The following is a 15,999-nucleotide window of genomic DNA, read 5'->3' on the forward strand; positions in this document are numbered from 1 at the left end:
GCAAGGATGCTGGCTTACTTAGACATAAGGAGTGTGTCTTGCGCTGTTCTCTTCATGGATTTTCTCTTCCAGAACTACTGGTTGTGATCGCGATGATCTCAATCGTATCGTCTGCGTTTCTAAACAGTGACTCCCCCAGCTTCTTTGATATCTGGTTAGCAAGGCAGGCCAATCAACAAGAAGTTGACGGGCTTTTAACGCTTATCGAGCGTGCTCGAAGTTTATCTGTCCAGTCCGGTAAAGAGGTTCGCCTATGTGGTGGCGAGCATTGTGACGGCAATTGGTCTGAACAAGCGTCATTGCGCTTTGCAGAGTCTACTGTTGAGCGTCATTTCTTTCGGCAAAATACTCGCATACGCTGGCAAGGTTTCCCTTCTAAAAGACGTTATATCTTATTTTTACCAACTGGCTTATCCAGTTATCAAAATGGCTCTTTTTACATTTGCAGTGAAAGCAGTCAGGCACAGCGACTATTAATGAATCAAAGTGGTCGCGCTTATCTGGATGATCAAAGCTATGAGGTAAGCAAGTGTCTTTAAAACATAGAAAACAAAAAGGTTGGGTATTGCTTGAAGTGCTTATTGTATCAGCCTGCGTAGCATTCGTTTTATCGGCAGCGCAAAGACAACAGGCACAGCTTGATCAACAGCTACATACATTGTTAAACGAAAACAAAGACTCGTCTAAAAAACGTTTTCAGAATCAGGCTAAAGCATTGTTTAAATTAAACATTCCGATCGCTGAAAATTCATTCAATCGGCCTTTGTGTCAGCGGTGTCGCGCAGGGGAGCTTCGTGCTTTATTGAGTTATGAGTTGAACCAATGGTAATGACTGGAACGCTCAATAGCAAAAGAGCTAAGCAAGGTTTTCTGATATTGGAAGTGCTTGTAGCAATCGCCATTTTAACGGGCCTGATGGTTTTGATACTCCCCGCCATTCATCGATTTGAATCCCAGTTAACGGTCCGCCAGCAGGTTCTTCAGCTTGCTGAGCTAGAGACCTTTGTTCAAGATCAGTTTAGAGCTCAGTTTTCTCGTCTAGGTGAATATGGGTGTTTAGCAGGTACGTCTCAAGTCGAAGTTGGCTCCAGCGCATTCAAACCCATGAGGCTCAACCACTACTCTTTGGATGCAGAGTCTGATTGGCTTCAAGCCAGTGATATTGGTGCCTGTGCAAGTTATGGTTCTGTCTCTGGTTCGTTAGTGCAAGTGGACCATACTTGTGATGGGTTAAACGTAGGGGATTGGATGTCGGTCAGCAACTGCTCTTACATTGAGCAGGGGCAAGTGCTTTCAGTGTCTGCATCTGACTTTAAGGTTCAGGTACCTCCTCAAGTTTTGACGGACAGCGTGCTAGTAAGTAGAGATACGCCATTTTATTGGTTCATTAAACTAGGTAAATCAGGAGCTAATGCTCTGTGGCGCCGTCCTGCTTTATCCGGTAATGCTTTAGAACTTTCACCGAATGTTTCGCATATGAGAATGTACCCTGTAATCGATTACGACGAAGATGGTGTAGCAGATGAAGTGCGTGTTGACTTCGGGGTCATGCCCATTCGTAAATTAGCCGGTTTATTGCTTGAATATCAATATTACCAGTTAAATTGCACGTTAACCGATAAGTTATTCTCATACGACACCTTACGGGGCGATACATGGCAATACGATGGTGTCTGTAGTCGCGTAGGCAAACTGCTTATCAATGTGAGGGGGGAGCACTGATGAGCACAGTTTATCGTGGATGGGTGTCGGTACCGGTGTTAATGTTGGTGATCGTGTTTGGAATGTTGATGGTACGCTATCAGACTAGTCTTCAAAGTGGTGAGCAATGGCGAACTCAACAGAGATTGTCTCGTGAACATACGATTTGGCATGAAAGCTATGAGTTGCTCTCTTTTATGTCAGCTTCAATGAGCCTGTGCAGTGATTTTTGCTCACCAGAAGGTGGTCATTGGACTAAAAATAATACGTCTATGGGTCAAGTGTGGTTGCAGAAGCAGCGAGTCAGTCATCTGGCTGTAGAGCGTTGGTGTGTGACTCGAGACCAGCAACGCATGCGTTGCTGGTGGATACACGATGATGGGCGCTATTCAACCTCAGTCTTGAATCATTGAGATTTGTGTTCGAGTTTATGCTCTACAGAGCAAAACGGTGTTTGATTATGATCATACACCGCGTGACTCTTTGGAATAAAGGTGCCACAAGTCGCACATTTCACCATGGCTTCTTCATGGTTGGTATCTTTGGTTTTCTTGACTGATTTCGATTTTGCCATGATTGCTTTGGCAAATTGTCGATAAATCACCCAGCCAATAGCAAAAACTAGAATAAAAAATAATAAACGTACAATCATGCTCTTTACCTTAGCCTTGTAATTCCACGACAATAACACCCATATAATCTAACAGAGCGTCTGAGATAGCAACGAAATGACCATTCGAGTAGCCATGGCCCAACTGGATATGCTGGTTGGCGACATTAAAAATAACACGGAATCTGTAATTGCACAGTCTCATATCGCACGAGACGAGCAAAATGCGGATGTGATTGTCTTTCCAGAATTGACCTTAACAGGTTATCCACCAGAGGATTTACTGCTACGCCCAAGCCTTAGACCACGAATCGAAGCTGCATTGGCGCAAATTTTAGAGCAAGTTCATGACATCTATGTTGTGGTCGGTTACCCGAGAGAGATTGACGGTGAGCTTTTTAACTGCGCAGGGGTGTTCTATCAAGGCCAAATATTAGGCGAGTATTGCAAGCAGAAGTTACCTAATTTCCGAGTATTTGATGATAAACGATACTTTCAAGAGGGTAATACGGCTTGTATTGTAAGGATCAAAGGCATCAAAGTTGGTCTAAGCATTTGTGAAGATATTTGGCATCCTGAACCTATTGCACAAGCTAAAGAGGCCGGTGCTGAGCTGATATTAAATCTGAATGCCTCGCCTTTCCATATTGAAAAGATGGGCGTGCGTGAGCAGTTGCTTCATCGCCGTGCCAGTGAAAACCAGTTGCCAATTGTGTATGTAAATTACATGGGTGCACAAGATGAGTTGGTCTATGAAGGCGGCTCATTTGTGGTTGACGCACAAGGCGTCAAAGTAATACAAGCCCCTTGGTATGAAACAGGCTTGTATTGTGTCGACTTCACTATTGCGGAAGACCGCCAGCCACGTTTAGAGCCAGTCAGTGGCGACATCGCCTCGACACTTGATGTGGAAGCCAGTGTTTATCAAGCGATGGTAACCGGGCTGCGTGACTACATTGAAAAGAATCGCTTTAAAGGCATTGTTTTAGGCTTGAGTGGCGGTATTGATTCGGCCTTGTCACTAGCTGTGGCGGTAGACGCTATCGGTGCAGATCGCGTACAGGCAGTGATGATGCCCTATACCTATACATCCTCAATGAGTCTTGAAGATGCGCAGGAAGAAGCTAAGTTGCTAGGCGTGGAGTACAGCGTATTACCTATCGAACCCATGGTAGCCGCTTTTATGGAGACTTTGGCGTCGGAGTTTGAGGGTTATGCACGTGATACGACAGAAGAGAATTTACAGGCTCGTACGCGTGGTGTAACACTGATGGCCATTTCGAATAAGAAAGGTTACATGGTATTAACTACGGGTAATAAGAGTGAAATGGCTGTTGGCTATGCCACCTTATACGGCGATATGGTGGGGGGCTATTCGGTACTGAAAGACGTCTTCAAAACGCTAGTGTTTCGTCTCTGTCGTTACCGTAATTCGTTAGGGTATGTGATTCCTGAGCGTGTTATCACACGACCGCCAAGCGCCGAATTAGCACCCGATCAAATTGATGAGGATTCGCTGCCTAGCTACGATGTACTGGATGAAATTTTACATAAATACATTGAACAGGACATGAGTGCAGAGGCGATTTTAGCGTCTAATGAATTCGATCGTGAAACTGTTTATCGTGTCTTGCGATTAGTGGATTTGAACGAATACAAACGACGTCAGGCGCCAACAGGGGTGCGTATTACTGAGCGTGGCTTTGGTCGAGATCGCCGTTATCCAATGACCAACGGTTGGCATATTGGCGATTAAAGCTCGATGAAACCATTGAATATAGACAAATAGGCAGCCAAGTGGCTGCCTATTTTTTTATCGTTAAAGTAAGCCTAGATTTTGCATCGCTGCACGTATGGCTGCTTTACTGGTTTGCTCAAGTGGCATCATAGGAAAGCGTGCTTCTTCTGAGCAAAGGCCCAGTAAAGATAGGGCGTATTTTGCACCCGCAGGGTTGGGCTCTAAGAAAAGTGAGGCATGTAACGCGAACAGTTTGTCTTGTAAGGCTGCGGCTTCAACAAACTTTCCTTCACGGCACAGACGGTGAAGTTCAACGACTTGCGCTGGTGCTACGTTACCGCTTACTGAAATACAACCGTTACCGCCTCCAACATTATAAGCGACACAGGTTACATCATCGCCGCTTAAGAAACTGAAAGGCTTGTCAATTAACGCGCGCTCTCGAATTGGGCGTGTTAGATCCCCTGTTGCATCTTTAACTCCGACGATACGCTCTAATTTTGCCAACTCTGCTACGGTTGCAACCTCTAAACCAACCACTGAGCGGGGAGGAATGTTGTACAAAATAATGGGTAAGTCAGTGTTGTTGTGAACATGTTCGTAGTGAGCAAACAAACCACGCTGATTGGGGCGGTTATAATAGCCAGCAACATGTAAGGTCGCATCGGCTCCTGCTTGTGTCGCAAAGTTCGAATATTCAACCGCTTCAATTGGGTTGTTCGAGCCTGCTCCAGCAATAACTGGGACGGCTTTATTGGTTTCTTCTACGGTTATTTCAACGGCACGTTTGTGCTCTGCTTCACTTAGGGTTGGGCTTTCGCCTGTTGTGCCAACGGGCACTAAGCCATTAATGCCAGAGTCAATTTGCCAGCGAACCATGCGACGTAACGCATCTTCATCAAGCTGATTATTAGAAAAGGGCGTGATTAAAGCAGTGATTGCACCGTGAAACATACTGTTACCTCATTTATTGTGTAAACAGCATGTTGGCTTGAAGGTATCCCGTCGGCAAACATGCTGCCGGGGATTTTATTAGATTACATCCACACGTCAGCGTCGCAAGGTTTCTTACCCTTACGTTTATCGCCGTTGTGTTTAGAAGTGATTGTAATCTTAGTCATTTGGATTTGTTTTTAACATAAAATATTGATGCAGATTATGCTGAAGGTTTTTACTGTGTTAGTCAACTGCTAAACGATCGTTTTTTATTATTTTGATTAGTATATAAGGGGAAAATTATTTAGCATGGCTGACTTGTTTTTTTGATGTCATCTGTTGTTATTCGAAATAAATGGTTAAATAGTAGTTATGCATAAAAAAATTAAAGATCTTTTGGATAAGCACTTTCCAGGAGAAGTGTGCTCAGGGAAGTTAAAACTGCTTGCTACAGAATTAGATCAATTACTTCAAGAGCATGAAAATGAAATCACGCTTCTTGAGCGTAGTATGGATTTAGCATCAGATGCCATAATAGAAAGCAACGATACTGCCGCAAATCATATTGAGCTATTTGAAACTACGTTTTTGTCTTCTTCAGAAGCAATGCTGTTAGTGGATTTTGAGCAAGACTTGCTAACCTACAATGAATCCTTAGGCAAATTGCTTAATATTCCCAAGAGTTTTGATGGGGAAATTAGCATGAATTCTTTCCTAAAAAACTTAGCCTATCATATTGAAAACCCTAGTAATTTTCTTAATTTTCTTAAAAAAAGTCATGATAATCATGATGTATTTGAAGGGGAGTTGCTTCTTAAAGATAGTCGCTGGCTTAAGTATCATGTAAAACCTAGATTGCGTGGAAACATTATGATTGGCCGTTTGTGGACCTTGTCGGATATTACTGACTTAAAACGGTCTAATCGGTTGATTGAAGAGTTCAAACAAGAACTACAAAGTGCTAACGAGCTTGCCAGAATAGGTCCTTGGTCATTCGATCTTAATACTCAGCAATTTACTTTTTCTGATGATTTATTAGGTTTACTTAGGTTGTCAAAAGAGTATAGCCAAATAGCATTTAACGATTTCCTTGATTTGATTGATAGTAATCGTCAAGAAGACGTTATTAAACAATTTAATAGGTGTATGAAGCTTGGTTCGCCAATTCAATTAGAAGTTCGCTTTTCATTAGACGGTCATGACTATTACGCAATTATGCGTGGTCGTTTAAAAGTCAAAGGTAATGGAGTCGATGATCATATACTTGGGGTAGTGCAAGATATATCTGACTTACGTACTTCAGAGCATTTAATAAAGATTTCGGCGCATTTCTTTCAGTCCTCCATGCAGGGGAATGTTTTGATGGATCGCCAACGCATTATATTAGATTTCAATGATGTAGTGTGTGGTATTTTCAAGCTGCACCAGTGGGATTTTGCAGAGCGTATTAATGATAGGCTATCGACTGCTTGGACACATGAAATGTCGATCAATGATATTTGGAAACATGTAATAGAGCATAACCGTTGGGCTGGTGAGGTGTATTTTACGTCGCCTGAATTAGTTGATAAAACCTTGTGGCTTTCTTTAGAAGCTTTACGTGATGAGCAGGGCAAAATTAGTAATTTTATTGCTATTTTTAATGATATTACTGAGTCAAAAAAAGCTCAAGAACAGCTTCATCATATGGCGTATTTTGATTCCCAAACAGCGTTGCCAAATCGATTTCAGTTTGAACAGTTTTTAGCTCAAAAACTGTCTGAACCAAGTGTTTCAAAGCACCCAATGACTTTGTTTTATCTAGATTTGGATCGTTTTAAATTTGTGAACGACTCCTTAGGCCATCATGCAGGCGATCAGTTGTTATATTTGGTTGGACAAAGAATTACTTCTACTATACCTAATGCTACATTGGTTGCTCGTCAAGGTGGCGATGAATTTGTCATGCTATTGACCGGGCAGTTAAATCGTTGCCAGCAGGAGCAGATAGCTGAACACCTTATCAATCAGTTATCGGATGTATTTATTGTTCTTGAAACGCAAGTCTATATTGGTGCAAGTATCGGAGTGGTTAACTTACCTGCAGACGCTAAAGATATTGTGACAGCGATGCGTTACGCAGATATTTCTTTGTACCAAGCCAAAAAGATGGGTAAAGGGTGTTATGTTTTCTGGGATTGCTCCTTGCTTAAAGGGTCGAATCCAGAGCGGGTACAGCTTGAATCAGAGCTACGTGATGCAATTACAAATAATGAGCTCATACTGCACTTTCAGCCAAAAGTAGAAGCAGTAACAGGTAATGTTTATGGCTTGGAAGCTTTGGTTCGTTGGCAACATCCTAGTTTGGGCCTAGTCTACCCTGATCGTTTTATTGGTATAGCTGAAGAATCTAATTTGATTTTAGAATTAGATCGTTGGGTAGTAAATGCAGTGGTTCAGCAATTAGAGATTTGGCGTAATGCGGGATTACCTCTTTTGGAGATCTCGATTAATATCTCAGCTGCTCATGTCACACGGGTAGATTTAGTTGAGTTGTTTAAAGGAGTTCTTGACCAGTGCCCATACTTTTCTGACTGTCTGGAAGTTGAGCTTACGGAAACCGCTATTATGGCTGATCCTGATAAGGCAAAGGTCGTTTTAAATACATTACGTGATTGCGGAGTAAAATCCTCTGTTGATGATTTTGGATCTGGTTACACTTCGCTAGGATATTTGAAAAAGCTAAATGCTAGCACACTAAAAATTGACCGTAGCTTTATAGATGGCATTACCAATGATGACTATGATCGAGATGTTGCTAAAGCAATTATTGCATTAGCTGCGAGTATGTCGATGGATGTTGTAGCAGAAGGGGTTGAAACCAAAGAACAGTGGGACTTACTTCAGTCTTTTGGATGTAAATATTTACAGGGCTACTTCTTCTCGAAGCCTAAAAATGCACATGATATTGAACAAGTTTATCTAAGACCACTTATGCTAATGGATCGCCAATAAAATACAAATGTTATCACGGATAAGCCTTTAGAAAGGACGTATTGGTTCTCCAACAAGTCCTTTCTATGAGCCATGTAAAGAACTATTTTTGATCAAAAATATGTGTCTTGAACTGCGCTAGTTCAGCGCTGAGTTTTTGATATCCTTTGCGATTTAAATGCAGTCGGTCATCTTCAAATAAACTTTCATCCACGTTGCCTTGTTTGTCCAAAATAGCGTTATTAGTATCTATGTAAAGCGTATTGGGGCGAGTCTGTGCCAGCTGTTTCAACATTTTATTGGTGTTTTCAACGGTACTGCTCATGTCTAAACGGGTGGGACTAAGTTTTACTCCCAGTATGGTCACAGGAATCCTAGGTAAGTGGCGGTCTATTTTTTCGAGTAAACTGACGTATCGATCTATTACCTTGTTACTGCTGTCTTTATTTCCAATATCATTGTCACCAGCATAGAGCACCAGTGAACGAGGCTGATAAGGTAAGATGATTCTCTCAAAGTAATAGACGCACGCATCAATGGTTGCACCATTAAAGCCCAGATTGACTGTTTCATTGCTATCAAATGGTGCATCGTAATCAGACCAAAACTTAATGGTAGAACTGCCATAAAAAACTACAGGGCGTTCCTCAAACCGTCGATGAGAGGATCTGAACTCCAACTCTCGAACGTCAGATTCAAACTCCACGTCGATCTGATTAACGCTGCTTACGTTTGAAACGCAGCCTTCACGGCGGCTCAGTACTGGGTATTTCTTGATTTCTTTAGCCAGCTCTTGAGCCTCAGTGACCACTTGACGAAACTCTTCTTGGTATTCTACTAAAAACTGTTTCAGTGCGTCTTTGTCATGGATGTCGACTCGCTCTGAAATACGAAAAGCAGGCTTGATAACAACCGTGTAAATATTATGATCAGCACGCTTATCGAAGTTTGCGACTGCAATAGGAACAATCCAAGGCTCTTCATCTTCAGGAAAAGAGCCAGCTAATTCAAAGACATAAGGCAGTAATTCACCTGGTGACTGATCTGTCGCGAAACTTTTGCCTTCTGGAGAAATAAGCAAAGGCGTGTCAGAGTGCAGTGTCGCCTGACCGTCAGCAATAAACTTTTCGTAAACATCTGTTCCAGGTGTCAGCGCGCCCCAGCTATCTACAAAGATATTCCCAAATCGCTCATAATAAGCATCGCGCCAGTACTCATACTCTTTGCTACGTCGAACAACGCGTTGCGCCGCAATTCCGTACTGTTTATAAATCACCATAGAGCTAATGAACTGAGCATCTAGCGAGTAACGGAACCCATTTGCTAATTGAGTGCTTCTCGACCCTAGTAAATGATTGTAAATAAACAAGCAGCCTTGTTTTTTAGGTAAATTTTCCATGCCTTTAATTATGTAAGGAACTTGTTTGAAGGCTTGCTTGAATTGTTCGGTCGCAAAGCGTCGCACATCTGTATCGTTTTGTTCTTCTGGGAGAGTATTAACGCTATCGTAAATGTGAGCCAATTTATTGTAGAAGGCATTCTCGCGCTGAAGATCTTTGAGAATATCTAGGCTCATACCCGCTACCGTTCGTTCAATACGTGTCCCGTAATGAAGACAGCGGTACAAAACACCAAAGGCTTCATCTGTCGTTACAGCATTATTCAATAGAGAGCCCACTTTATAAAGCGGCGAGCTGACGGGCAATACAGCCGCATTCTGCTCGATCATACTGTCGACTGCTAATGCTTCATCTCCAGCTATTTGCGATAAATAACGCATACGTGCAGAAACAAGGTGAGTACCGATCAACCATATTAATCGGTACCAATATTTAGTACCTAGCTTGGGTGTCTGTTTAAACAATTCGAGTAGATCATCACGGCTAACATAAAGCACCGTTGAATCACGAGAGCTGATAATCGTGGCGCGATTGAGCTGCTCGTCATGGTTGGTACACCACGCTAATACGGTTCCTGCTCGAGAAATGGTTCGAGTGGTGATGATATCTCCAGATTCAGTTTGATAGCTGACAACGGCTTTACCTTGAACGAGCAGATACAAACCATCTTCGGGTTGATCTTGCTGTGAAAGAATATCTCCTTGATGCGCTAATATAATATGTGATTTTTTAGCGATCGCATGTATCTCATTTTGCGTGAAACCTTCACAGAAAGCAGTGTCAGATAAAATAGAAACAGATTTTTTAATTGATTGCTGTTGTAATTCTGGATTAATCAAAGGTCGCGTTTCTTCAAATGCTAAGGATTCATTTGAGAAAAATGGTCGTGTCTGATTCTGAATAGATGTTAGAACAGGTAGTGATTCGCAGTAAACGAATGTTAGAAAGTGATCAGCAAACTCTGCATCAGAATCCAATATTTTTTGTAACTCTACAATCGGCCAGCTAAGTAATTTACAGGCCTTTGTTGCTTGAAAGCTGGTTGCATAGCGAGACGGTTGGCGAAATGCAGACCAACCAATAGGGGCAAATTCTCGGTTGATTAGACCTACATGGTAGGATTTTCCAGACTCTTGAAGAGGTATGGAAATTGAGATTTCGCCTGACATTAAAAAATAAAGAGAGTGTCCAACTTCAAATTGTTGAGCCAGCATTTCTCCGGCATGCAAGTCCTTCAATTGGGCAAGCTCATTTAGGGTTTGAATGACTTTTTTTGAGGCCATCTCTGCAAAAGGAAGTGCACTCACATAGTTCGATAAATCCATTAAACCACCTTGATGACGACTTGTTGGTGTTGAAAATTTCTGACGAACATATTGACTAATAATTGTGACAGAGAGAATGATGGTCGCCGTACATAAAGATTTAAACTGTCTTTTAAAGATGCAAAATCTGTTCCTTTTATTATGAAGAAGGACAGCTTAAGTATTTCTGATTGCTACTTTATTTTCGTTAAATTACTACAAAGGTTGAGCTTTTGGGAAGGGAAGAAGCTTCATGGTGTACATTTTCTTGATATCTAAGAGAATGCAATAGCTAATTATGATCTCCACTTTGAAACGCTTATTTATCAGAAAGTTAAAGTTTTATCACTTTGTTTTACCAAAGATTTATTTTTGTAAAACAGCCGACATCTTACTTGAGTAGTCGCCAGACTATGCTAAACCTTAAATATCATCAGAGACTATTTAGCGGCTCTTTTCATGACCGCTTTGCTGATTGTATTGGGTAGCCGTTATGACTTGTGTGCGCCCACTGACTGTATATAAGGGGATAACGCGATGAGTATTTTTGATCATGTCCAATCTCGTTTTGATGCTCAAAAAGAAGAAGAACTGTCACTAGACGAATACCTAACTCTGTGTAAAAACAACCCTGCTGCTTACGCATCTGCTCCTGAGCGTTTATTGATGGCTATTGGGGAGCCAGAAATTATTGATACATCGAAAGACTCTAGAAGCAGTAGAATATTTTCTAACAAGTTAATTAAACGCTATCCAACATTTGAACACTTCTATGGAATGGAGGATTCCATTGAAAAAATTGTCGCGTTTTTAAAGCATGCAGCCCAAGGGTTAGAGGAGTCCAAACAAGTGCTGTACTTATTGGGCCCGGTGGGCGGCGGTAAATCTTCTTTAGCTGAAAAACTAAAAGAACTGATGCAGTCTGTTCCATTTTACGCCATTAAAGATTCTCCAGTTTTTGAGTCACCTCTGTCGTTATTTGATGTAAACGAAGATGGTGAAATTTTGCGAGAAGAATATGGTATCCCGAATCGTTATTTGAAAAGTGCTATGTCACCTTGGGCTGCGAAACGTTTAAGGGAGTTTAATGGTGACATTCAGAAATTCAGAGTCGTAAAAATCTATCCTTCAGCAATCAAACAAATTGCTATCTCTAAAACAGAACCTGGCGATGAGAACAACCAAGATATCTCAGCGTTAGTTGGTAAAGTCGATATTCGTAAGCTTGAATTCTTTGAACAAAGTGATGCCGATGCTTACAGTTATTCCGGCGGCCTATGTCGTGGTAACCGTGGCATCATGGAATTTGTTGAGATGTTCAAAGCGCCAATTAAGGTCTTGCATCCATTACTGACTGCAACCCAAGAAGGCAACTACAACGGTACTGAAGGGCTTGGGGGGATTCCTTTTGATGGCATTATCTTAGCCCATTCAAATGAGTCAGAGTGGCAAGCATTTAAGAATAATAAAACTAATGAAGCTTTCATTGACCGTGTTTATACCGTCAAAGTGCCTTATTGCTTACGTGTAACAGAAGAGATGAGTATCTATCAGAAGTTACTTGAGCACTCTTCTTTAAATCATGCCCCATGTGCACCAGATACCTTAAAAATGCTGGCTCAGTTTTCAGTATTATCTCGTGTCAAAGAGCCTGAAAATTCCAGTATCTTCTCCAAAATGCGCATTTATGATGGTGAATCACTCAAAGACGTTGACCCTAAAGCTAAATCGCTCCAAGAGTATAAAGATGCAGCGGGTGTAAATGAAGGCATGGACGGTCTATCGACACGTTTTGCGTTTAAAATTCTTTCCCGAGTGTTCAACTTTGATCCAACGGAAGTGGCGGCTAACCCAGTACATTTAATGTATGTATTAGAACAGCAAATAGAACAAGAGCAGTTTGATCAAGAGCGCCATGATCGATACTTACGAGCGCTAAAAGAATTTATCGCGCCCCGTTATATTGAATTCATTGGTAAAGAAATTCAAACTGCATATTTAGAATCCTATTCAGAATACGGACAAAACATATTTGATCGATATGTTACCTATGCAGATTTTTGGATCCAAGATCAGGAATATCGAGATCCTGAAACGGGCGATATCTTAGACCGCTCAGCAATTAACGATGAACTGGAAAAAATTGAAAAACCAGCCGGCATCAGTAATCCAAAAGATTTCCGGAATGAAGTTGTGAATTTTGTCTTACGCGCACGGGCTAACAATAGCGGTCAAAACCCTAGTTGGCTGAGCTACGAAAAACTACGTGTCGTAATAGAGCGCAAGATGTTCTCCAATACTGAAGATTTGTTACCGGTCATTTCTTTTAGTGCCAAGTCTTCGACAGAGGATCAACGTAAGCATAATGAATTCGTTAAGCGAATGGTTGAGCGCGGCTACACAGAAAAACAAGTGCGTTTATTGTCTGAATGGTATCTACGTGTGCGCAAATCTCAGTAGGTAGAATTGAGCTGTTACCTAAACTAGATTGAGAGTGGAGGTGCGAGCATGTCTTATATAATTGACCGCCGCCTGAATGGGAAGCACAAGAGTAGCGTTAACCGTCAACGCTTTTTGCGCCGCTATCGTGAGCACATTCGTAAAGCAGTAGAAGAAGCGGTAAATCAGCGCAGCATACAAGACTTAGATCGTGGTGAACAAATCACGATACCTAAGCGTGATATTCATGAGCCGCACTTTGGTCATGGGGAAGGAGGAATAGGCTCTATAGTTCATCCAGGTAACAAAGAGTTTGCAACTGGAGACCGAATACCCAAACCTGAGGGTGGTGGCGGTCAAGGCTCTGGTCAAGGTGACGCATCAAATCAAGGTGAGGGGGAAGACGATTTCGTTTTTCAAATCTCTCAAGAAGAGTTTCTCAATTTTGTGTTTGAAGATTTAGCTCTGCCAAATTTGGTACGTAAGAACCTCAAAGAAATTAAAGAGTTTAGTCTAAAACATGCTGGCGTGGTGTCTGAAGGGACGCCCTCAAAGCTTAATATCGTGCGTTCAATGCGCAATGCATACGCTCGCCGTATGGTCATGAGTAGTGGCTCACGTAAGAAGTTAGCCGAAGTGGAAGCCGAGCGTGATGCCATCTTAGCGAGTGATTCCGCGCCTGAAGAAAAGGCGAAGCTAGCATGGCTAGATGAGCAAATTACATTATTGAAACAAAAAATTGAGCGAACGCCTTTTTTAGACACCTACGACTTGCGTTATAACCATCATGTAAAAGAGTCTCTTCCTAGTACAAAAGCAGTGATGTTTTGCATCATGGATGTTTCAGGTTCCATGACGCAAGAAACCAAAAATGTCGCTAAGCGATTTTTTATCCTTCTGTATCTGTTCCTAACTAGAAATTATGAAAAGATTGATGTGGTGTTTATACGTCATCACACCAGTGCTAAAGAGGTGTCTGAAGAAGAGTTTTTTTATTCTCGAGAAACTGGCGGAACTATTGTTTCAAGTGCATTGAAGTTGATGGAAAAGATCGTCAAAGATCGTTATTCGCCTGATCAATGGAACATATACGCAGCCCAAGCTTCCGACGGGGATAACTGGGACGACGATTCACGTATTTGCCGAAAAATTATGGAAGATAGCATTGTTGATCTGGTGCAGTATTTTACCTATATAGAGATCACACCAAGAGAGCAGCAAAGCCTGTGGCATGCCTATGAACAAGTACAAGCGAATCATCCTGATAGTTTTGCTATGCGCAACATAGTAGAGGTAGGTGATATTTACCCTGTATTCCGAGATCTATTCCAAAGGAGGCAACATGAGTCGAACCAATAAAGAGTCCGACCTTCTGTCTCAAGGGCCTGATTGGTCATTTGAATTAATTCAGAAGTACGACGAAGAAATTAGCAAAATTGCGGCTGATTTTGGTTTGGATACGTATCCAAATCAAATCGAAATCATCAGTTCTGAACAAATGATGGATGCCTATGCATCGGTAGGTATGCCACTCGGATACCACCATTGGTCCTACGGTAAGCAATTTTTGCAAACCGAACAAAACTACAAGCGTGGCCGCATGGGCTTGGCTTATGAGATTGTTATTAACTCCTCTCCCTGTATTGCCTATCTTATGGAAGAGAACAACATGATGATGCAGGCCTTAGTCATCGCCCATGCTTGTTATGGTCACAACTCCTTTTTTAAAGGTAACTATTTATTTGAAACATGGACGGATGCAACGGCCATTATTGATTACCTTGTGTTTGCTAAAAAATACATCCTTGAGTGCGAAGAAAAGTATGGCATTGAAGAAGTTGAATTGACGTTAGATTCATGTCATGCACTAATGAATTTTGGCGTTGATCGTTATAAGCGGCCCGTTCCGATATCGATGGTTGAGGAAAAAGCCCGTCAAGATGAGCGAGAACATATTTTGCAGCAGCAAGTTAATGACTTGTGGCGAACTATTCCGATTCTGGAAAAATCAGAGCACCAGCATAGAAAAGAGTTTGTGTTCCCCAGCGAACCACAAGAAAACCTGCTGTATTTTCTTGAGAAAAATGCGCCATTACTAAAACCCTGGCAGCGAGAAATTATCCGTATTGTGCGTAAAATGGCACAATACTTTTACCCTCAAAGGCAAACTCAAGTGATGAATGAGGGGTGGGCTTCTTTTTGGCATTATACGCTCATGAATGAATTGTATAATCGAGGTAAAGTTGAAGAGGGCTTTATTTTAGAGTTTCTGCAATCCCATACGAATGTGGTGAGCCAGCCAAGCTTTGATTCGCCTTACTATTCAGGCATTAATCCATACGCGCTTGGTTTTGCTATTTACACGGATATTAAGCGGATGTGTGAAGCTCCCACTGAAGAGGATCGGGAATGGTTTCCTGATATCGTCGGCAGACCATGGATTGAGGTGTTGGATTTTGCTATGCGAAACTTCAAAGATGAGAGCTTTATTCTGCAGTTTTTATCTCCTAAAGTGATGCGAGACTTTCATTTCTTTGGCGTAGAAAATGACGTCTTAGATCCTTATGTTGAGGTCAAAGAGATTCATAACAGCAGTGGCTATCAAGGCTTGCGTCAACGTTTAGCGCAACAATACAACCTCAGTCATCGAGAGCCAAATATTCAAGTGCAGAGAGTTGATATCTACGGTGATCGGAGCTTAATGCTAAAGCACACAATGGACCATGGGCGCCCGCTTAATGAGGATACAATTGAAGTAGTGAAGCATTTCAAGCGTTTATGGGGTTTTGATGTGCGATTAGAGTCTTGGGATGGCGATCAGCTAGAACAAACCTATACCAGTCAAATTAACCCTGAAGAAACTAGCTCCTAGCTAGTCATAGAGCGCAAAAAGGGCTA

At 41.8% G+C, this 15,999-nt stretch carries 12 protein-coding genes; 9 read left to right on the forward strand and 3 right to left on the reverse strand.

All coding sequences use genetic code 11. From position 1 onward, the window contains the following. Nucleotides 1-38 precede the first annotated feature (38 nt). The 4 genes from AYW75_RS06310 to AYW75_RS06325 are packed head-to-tail and all read left to right on the forward strand — an operon-like array spanning nucleotide 39 to nucleotide 2,114. The gene (locus tag AYW75_RS06310; RefSeq protein ID WP_067097029.1) at nucleotides 39-539 is read left to right on the forward strand and encodes a GspH/FimT family pseudopilin; all 501 of its coding nucleotides are present in this window, start codon (nucleotides 39-41) and stop codon (nucleotides 537-539) included. Then, nucleotides 530-829, forward strand: a complete 300-nt coding sequence (locus tag AYW75_RS06315; RefSeq protein ID WP_067097031.1) for a hypothetical protein — start codon at nucleotides 530-532, stop codon at nucleotides 827-829. The genes AYW75_RS06310 and AYW75_RS06315 overlap by 10 nt, the downstream gene beginning before the upstream one ends. Next, nucleotides 823-1,722 carry a type II secretion system protein gene (locus AYW75_RS06320; protein ID WP_067097034.1) on the forward strand — a complete coding sequence of 300 codons (900 nt, stop codon included), beginning with the start codon at nucleotides 823-825 and terminating at the stop codon, nucleotides 1,720-1,722. The genes AYW75_RS06315 and AYW75_RS06320 overlap by 7 nt, the downstream gene beginning before the upstream one ends. Then, nucleotides 1,722-2,114: a hypothetical protein gene (locus tag AYW75_RS06325; protein ID WP_067097037.1), complete on the forward strand. Its 393-nt coding sequence runs from the start codon at nucleotides 1,722-1,724 to the stop codon at nucleotides 2,112-2,114. Before AYW75_RS06320 ends, AYW75_RS06325 begins: the two co-directional genes overlap by 1 nt. Here the strand turns inward: AYW75_RS06325 and AYW75_RS06330 are convergent. Beyond that, on the reverse strand, nucleotides 2,108-2,353 hold the full coding sequence (locus AYW75_RS06330) for a PP0621 family protein (protein WP_067097040.1): 246 nt from the start codon (nucleotides 2,351-2,353) through the stop codon (nucleotides 2,108-2,110). The genes AYW75_RS06325 and AYW75_RS06330 overlap by 7 nt on opposite strands. A gap of 76 nt (nucleotides 2,354-2,429) precedes the next feature. Here AYW75_RS06330 and AYW75_RS06335 point away from each other — a divergent pair, with 76 nt between their 5' ends. Beyond that, nucleotides 2,430-4,067, forward strand: coding sequence for an NAD+ synthase (locus tag AYW75_RS06335; RefSeq protein ID WP_067097043.1), 1,638 nt, complete (start codon nucleotides 2,430-2,432; stop codon nucleotides 4,065-4,067). Between the two features lie 63 nt (nucleotides 4,068-4,130). On the opposite strand, the gene dapA is transcribed toward AYW75_RS06335, so the two are convergent. Next, nucleotides 4,131-5,003, reverse strand: a complete 873-nt coding sequence (dapA, locus tag AYW75_RS06340; RefSeq protein WP_067097045.1) for a 4-hydroxy-tetrahydrodipicolinate synthase — start codon at nucleotides 5,001-5,003, stop codon at nucleotides 4,131-4,133. A gap of 354 nt (nucleotides 5,004-5,357) precedes the next feature. Between dapA and AYW75_RS06345 the strand changes: the two genes are divergently transcribed. Next, nucleotides 5,358-7,979 carry a bifunctional diguanylate cyclase/phosphodiesterase gene (locus AYW75_RS06345; RefSeq protein WP_067097048.1) on the forward strand — a complete coding sequence of 874 codons (2,622 nt, stop codon included), beginning with the start codon at nucleotides 5,358-5,360 and terminating at the stop codon, nucleotides 7,977-7,979. An 82-nt stretch (nucleotides 7,980-8,061) separates the two neighbouring features. Here the strand turns inward: AYW75_RS06345 and AYW75_RS06350 are convergent, their stop codons facing one another. Further along, nucleotides 8,062-10,683: a cyclic nucleotide-binding domain-containing protein gene (locus AYW75_RS06350; protein WP_067097051.1), complete on the reverse strand. Its 2,622-nt coding sequence runs from the start codon at nucleotides 10,681-10,683 to the stop codon at nucleotides 8,062-8,064. 516 nt (nucleotides 10,684-11,199) lie between these two features. Between AYW75_RS06350 and AYW75_RS06355 the strand changes: the two genes are divergently transcribed. From AYW75_RS06355 to AYW75_RS06365, 3 genes are read left to right on the forward strand one after another with little or no spacing between them, the layout of a single operon-like run. Further along, nucleotides 11,200-13,122, forward strand: a complete 1,923-nt coding sequence (locus tag AYW75_RS06355) for a PrkA family serine protein kinase (RefSeq protein WP_067097053.1) — start codon at nucleotides 11,200-11,202, stop codon at nucleotides 13,120-13,122. A 48-nt stretch (nucleotides 13,123-13,170) separates the two neighbouring features. Then, complete coding sequence (locus tag AYW75_RS06360) at nucleotides 13,171-14,460, forward strand: YeaH/YhbH family protein (RefSeq protein WP_067097056.1); 1,290 nt, start codon at nucleotides 13,171-13,173, stop codon at nucleotides 14,458-14,460. Further along, the gene (locus AYW75_RS06365) at nucleotides 14,444-15,973 is read left to right on the forward strand and encodes a SpoVR family protein (RefSeq protein WP_067097059.1); all 1,530 of its coding nucleotides are present in this window, start codon (nucleotides 14,444-14,446) and stop codon (nucleotides 15,971-15,973) included. Before AYW75_RS06360 ends, AYW75_RS06365 begins: the two co-directional genes overlap by 17 nt. The last annotated feature ends 26 nt before the right edge of the window (nucleotides 15,974-15,999 follow it).

The sequence above is a fragment of the Marinomonas atlantica genome, assembly GCF_001639725.1.
Taxonomy (GTDB): Bacteria; Pseudomonadota; Gammaproteobacteria; order Pseudomonadales; family Marinomonadaceae; genus Marinomonas; species Marinomonas atlantica.

What these genes read in the sequence shown, in the direction of transcription:
- AYW75_RS06350 (WP_067097051.1), bottom strand. Translation starts at nt 10,683, where the DNA reads ATGGATTTATCGAACTATGTGAGTGCACTTCCTTTTGCAGAGATGGCC.
- dapA (WP_067097045.1), bottom strand. Translation starts at nt 5,003, where the DNA reads ATGTTTCACGGTGCAATCACTGCTTTAATCACGCCCTTTTCTAATAAT.
- AYW75_RS06365 (WP_067097059.1), top strand. Translation starts at nt 14,444, where the DNA reads ATGAGTCGAACCAATAAAGAGTCCGACCTTCTGTCTCAAGGGCCTGAT.
- AYW75_RS06345 (WP_067097048.1), top strand. Translation starts at nt 5,358, where the DNA reads ATGCATAAAAAAATTAAAGATCTTTTGGATAAGCACTTTCCAGGAGAA.
- AYW75_RS06355 (WP_067097053.1), top strand. Translation starts at nt 11,200, where the DNA reads ATGAGTATTTTTGATCATGTCCAATCTCGTTTTGATGCTCAAAAAGAA.
- AYW75_RS06325 (WP_067097037.1), top strand. Translation starts at nt 1,722, where the DNA reads ATGAGCACAGTTTATCGTGGATGGGTGTCGGTACCGGTGTTAATGTTG.
- AYW75_RS06335 (WP_067097043.1), top strand. Translation starts at nt 2,430, where the DNA reads ATGACCATTCGAGTAGCCATGGCCCAACTGGATATGCTGGTTGGCGAC.
- AYW75_RS06320 (WP_067097034.1), top strand. Translation starts at nt 823, where the DNA reads ATGGTAATGACTGGAACGCTCAATAGCAAAAGAGCTAAGCAAGGTTTT.
- AYW75_RS06330 (WP_067097040.1), bottom strand. Translation starts at nt 2,353, where the DNA reads ATGATTGTACGTTTATTATTTTTTATTCTAGTTTTTGCTATTGGCTGG.
- AYW75_RS06360 (WP_067097056.1), top strand. Translation starts at nt 13,171, where the DNA reads ATGTCTTATATAATTGACCGCCGCCTGAATGGGAAGCACAAGAGTAGC.